The 3,058-nt window shown below is 73.3% G+C and carries 2 protein-coding genes; both read right to left on the bottom strand.

Going from position 1 to position 3,058, the window contains the following annotated elements; translation table 11 throughout:
- On the bottom strand, window positions 1-1,835 hold a 1,835-nt coding region (locus BFF77_RS21600), incomplete at its 3' end, for a DUF5682 family protein (RefSeq protein WP_066952440.1).
- Window positions 1,832-2,953: an ATP-binding protein gene (locus BFF77_RS21605; protein ID WP_066952442.1), complete on the bottom strand. Its 1,122-nt coding sequence runs from the start codon at window positions 2,951-2,953 to the stop codon at window positions 1,832-1,834. The genes BFF77_RS21600 and BFF77_RS21605, both read right to left, overlap by 4 nt.
- Window positions 2,954-3,058 lie beyond the last annotated feature (105 nt).

The following is a 3,058-nucleotide window of genomic DNA, read 5'->3' on the forward strand; positions in this document are numbered from 1 at the left end:
TCCCGGCCGGCCGGGAGGAGGCCGATCGCCGTGTGGACGCTGTCGAGGTGCGTGCGCATCTCGGCGGCGCCGTCCGCGTCGAGACCGGCGCAGGCCGGCGGCAGGCCCACGCAGATCCGCTCGGCGAGCCCGGCCGCCACCTCCCCGAGTGCGGCGGTGTCCGTGGACCGTACGTCCCCGTACCGCAGCGAGCGGGCGAGCGCGGGCAGCGCCGTGGCGAGCCGGCCGACGTCGGCGTCCAGCGCGGCACGGTCCGCCAGGGCGCGCATCACCACGGGCAGCGCGTCGGACAGATCGGCCAGCAGACAGCGCTCTGCCAGTGCCGTGACCTCGGCGAGCGATGTCGAGGACGCTGCCTGGGACTCGGCCTTGGAGGAGGCGGCGGAGAGCACGGTGGTGCCCCATACGCCCGCCTCCGCGACCCGTACGTACAGCTCCGGCTCCCAGCGCAACCGCCAGCTCTCCCGGAACGTGCCGGTGCTCCCACGCCCCGCGGCCTGCTCGCCCCAGCCGATGCCCAGCAGCCGCAGCCGGTGCAGAAGCCTGCTGCGCGCCGTGTCCGTCTCCTTGCGCAGATCGAGGTCCAGTTCGCGCTCCAGCGCCTCCGGTTTGAGCCGCAGCGACCGCTGGAGCCGGGTGAGATCGCGCTGCAACGGCACGGCGGGCGCCGTGTCCGGGACCTCGCCGAGCACATCTCCCACCACGAGCCGGTCCCGGATGAGCCCGAGCGGAATGTCCGATCCCTCGCACATCACGGCCCGTACGGCGTCGATGGTCTCGGTGAGACCGGCCAGCGGTCGACCGCGCATCACGGCCAGGGTCTCGGCGAGCCGTACCGCCTCGATGACATGCGCGGAGGAGACGGTCCGGTCCTCCTCCCGCAGCAGCCCCGCGACCTTGGTGAGCCAGCGCTCCACGGGACGGTCGGGCACGGCGAAGAGATGTCCGTACCAGCCGGGTGAGTCGACACCCGCGCCGTAGCCGCTGTGCCGGGCGAGCCTGCGGTGGGTCCAGGGCACCCAGGTCAGCTCGGCCCTCACCTTGGGCAGGCCCTTGAGCAACGCGCGGTCGGCCGCGACGGTGCTCTTCTCCGCCAGCGCGGGCACATGCCAGGCGCCGCAGACGACGGCGACACCTCCGTCGCCGAACTCCTTGCGCGCCGCGCGCAGTTGGATACGCATATGGGCCTCGCGGACGAGATCACGCCCATGCCCCCCGGCGCCGTACTCCTCGCGCAGTGCGCCCATGGCCTCGGCGACCGCCTCGAACGGCGCGAAGGGGTCGGCGGAGCGGCCAGGACCGTGGTGCTCGACGACGTCCTCCCACCAGCGCTCCGGATCGTCGTATCCGGCGGCCTCGGCGAGAACGGCGAGCGGATCGACCCGCAGTTCCTCGGCGCCCGGCTGTCCCTCGGTGCCGGGCCGTCCTTGGGCGCCTGGCTCGTCCCTGTCGGGTCCCTCCTCGGATCCGTCCTCCGGGGTCCGCGCCAGTGAGTGCGCCGCGGGCAGATCGATGAACCGCACCGGTACGTCATGGGCCAGCGCCCAGCGGATCGCGACCCATTCGGGCGAGAACTCCGCCAGCGGCCAGAACGCGGCCCGTCCCGGATCGTCCACCGCGTGCGCGAGCAGCGCGACCGGCGGTCGCATCGCCTCGTCCCCGGCGAGCGCCAGCAACGCGTCGCCCTCGGGCGGCCCTTCGATCAGCACCACGCGTGGCGCCGCCGCGTCGAGCGCGCCCCGCACCGCCCGCGCGGATCCCGGCCCGTGGTGGCGGATCCCGAGCAGCAGCGGCCCGCGCCCGGCGGCGCCGACGGCCGCCGGCGCCGCCGTCACGCGCTCACCTCGCGGCAGGCACGGTAGAAGTCCTTCCAGCCGTCGCGCTCACGGACCACGGTCTCGACATACTCCTGCCAGATCACCCGGTCGGCCGCCGGATCGCGGACGACCGCGCCGAGGATGCCGGCGGCCACATCGCCCGGCCGCAGCACTCCGTCGCCGAAGTGGGCGGCGAGTGCCAGGCCATTGGTGACGACGGAGATGGCCTCGGCCGTGGAGAGCGTCCCGGAGGGGGACTTGAGCTTCGTACGGCCGTCGGTCGTGACACCGTCGCGCAGCTCGCGGAAGACCGTCACGACCCGGCGGATCTCGTCGATGCCCTCGGGCCCGGCCGGCAGATCGAGCGAGCGCCCTATCTGGTCGACGCGCCGGGAGACGATGTCGACCTCCGCCTCGGGTGTGGCGGGCAGCGGCAGGACGACGGTGTTGAAACGGCGGCGCAGCGCGCTGGAGAGATCGTTGACACCGCGGTCGCGGTCGTTGGCCGTGGCGATCAGATTGAAACCGCGGACGGCCTGCACCTCCTGTCCCAGCTCCGGGACCGGCAGCGTCTTCTCGGACAGGATCGTGATGAGCGAGTCCTGCACGTCGGCGGGGATACGGGTCAGCTCCTCGACCCGCGCGGTCATGCCCTCCGACATGGCCCGCATCACCGGACTGGGCACCAGCGCGTCGCGGCTCGGGCCGTGGGCGAGCAGCCGCGCGTAGTTCCAGCCGTACCTGATCGCCTCCTCCGGTGTGCCCGCCGTGCCCTGCACCAGCAGTGTCGAGTCACCGCTGACGGCCGCCGCGAGATGTTCGGAGACCCAGGTCTTGGCGGTGCCCGGCACACCGAGGAGCAGCAGCGCCCGGTCGGTGGCGAGCGTGGTGACGGCGACTTCCACGATCCGGCGCGGCCCCACGTACTTCGGTGTGATCACCGTGCCGTCGGGCAACGTGCCTCCGAGCAGATAGGTGGCCACGGCCCAGGGCGACAGCCGCCATCTCGCGGGCCGCTGCCGGTCGTCGGCCGCGGCCAGGGCGGCCAGCTCCTCGGCGAACGCGTCCTCGGCGTGCGGACGCAGCGCCTCGCTCCCGGTGGTCGTGGTGGCAGCGGTGGTTTCGGGCACGGTCATGGGTCCCCCTCCAGATCGATCGACCGGATGTGGATCCCACGGTGCACCACGCCACTGACAATCGGTCGTCCGCGCAGGTCGGGGCGATTGTCAGTGGCGTGGTGC

This window comes from Streptomyces lushanensis (genome assembly GCF_001700515.1).
Taxonomy (GTDB): Bacteria; Actinomycetota; Actinomycetes; order Streptomycetales; family Streptomycetaceae; genus Streptomyces; species Streptomyces lushanensis.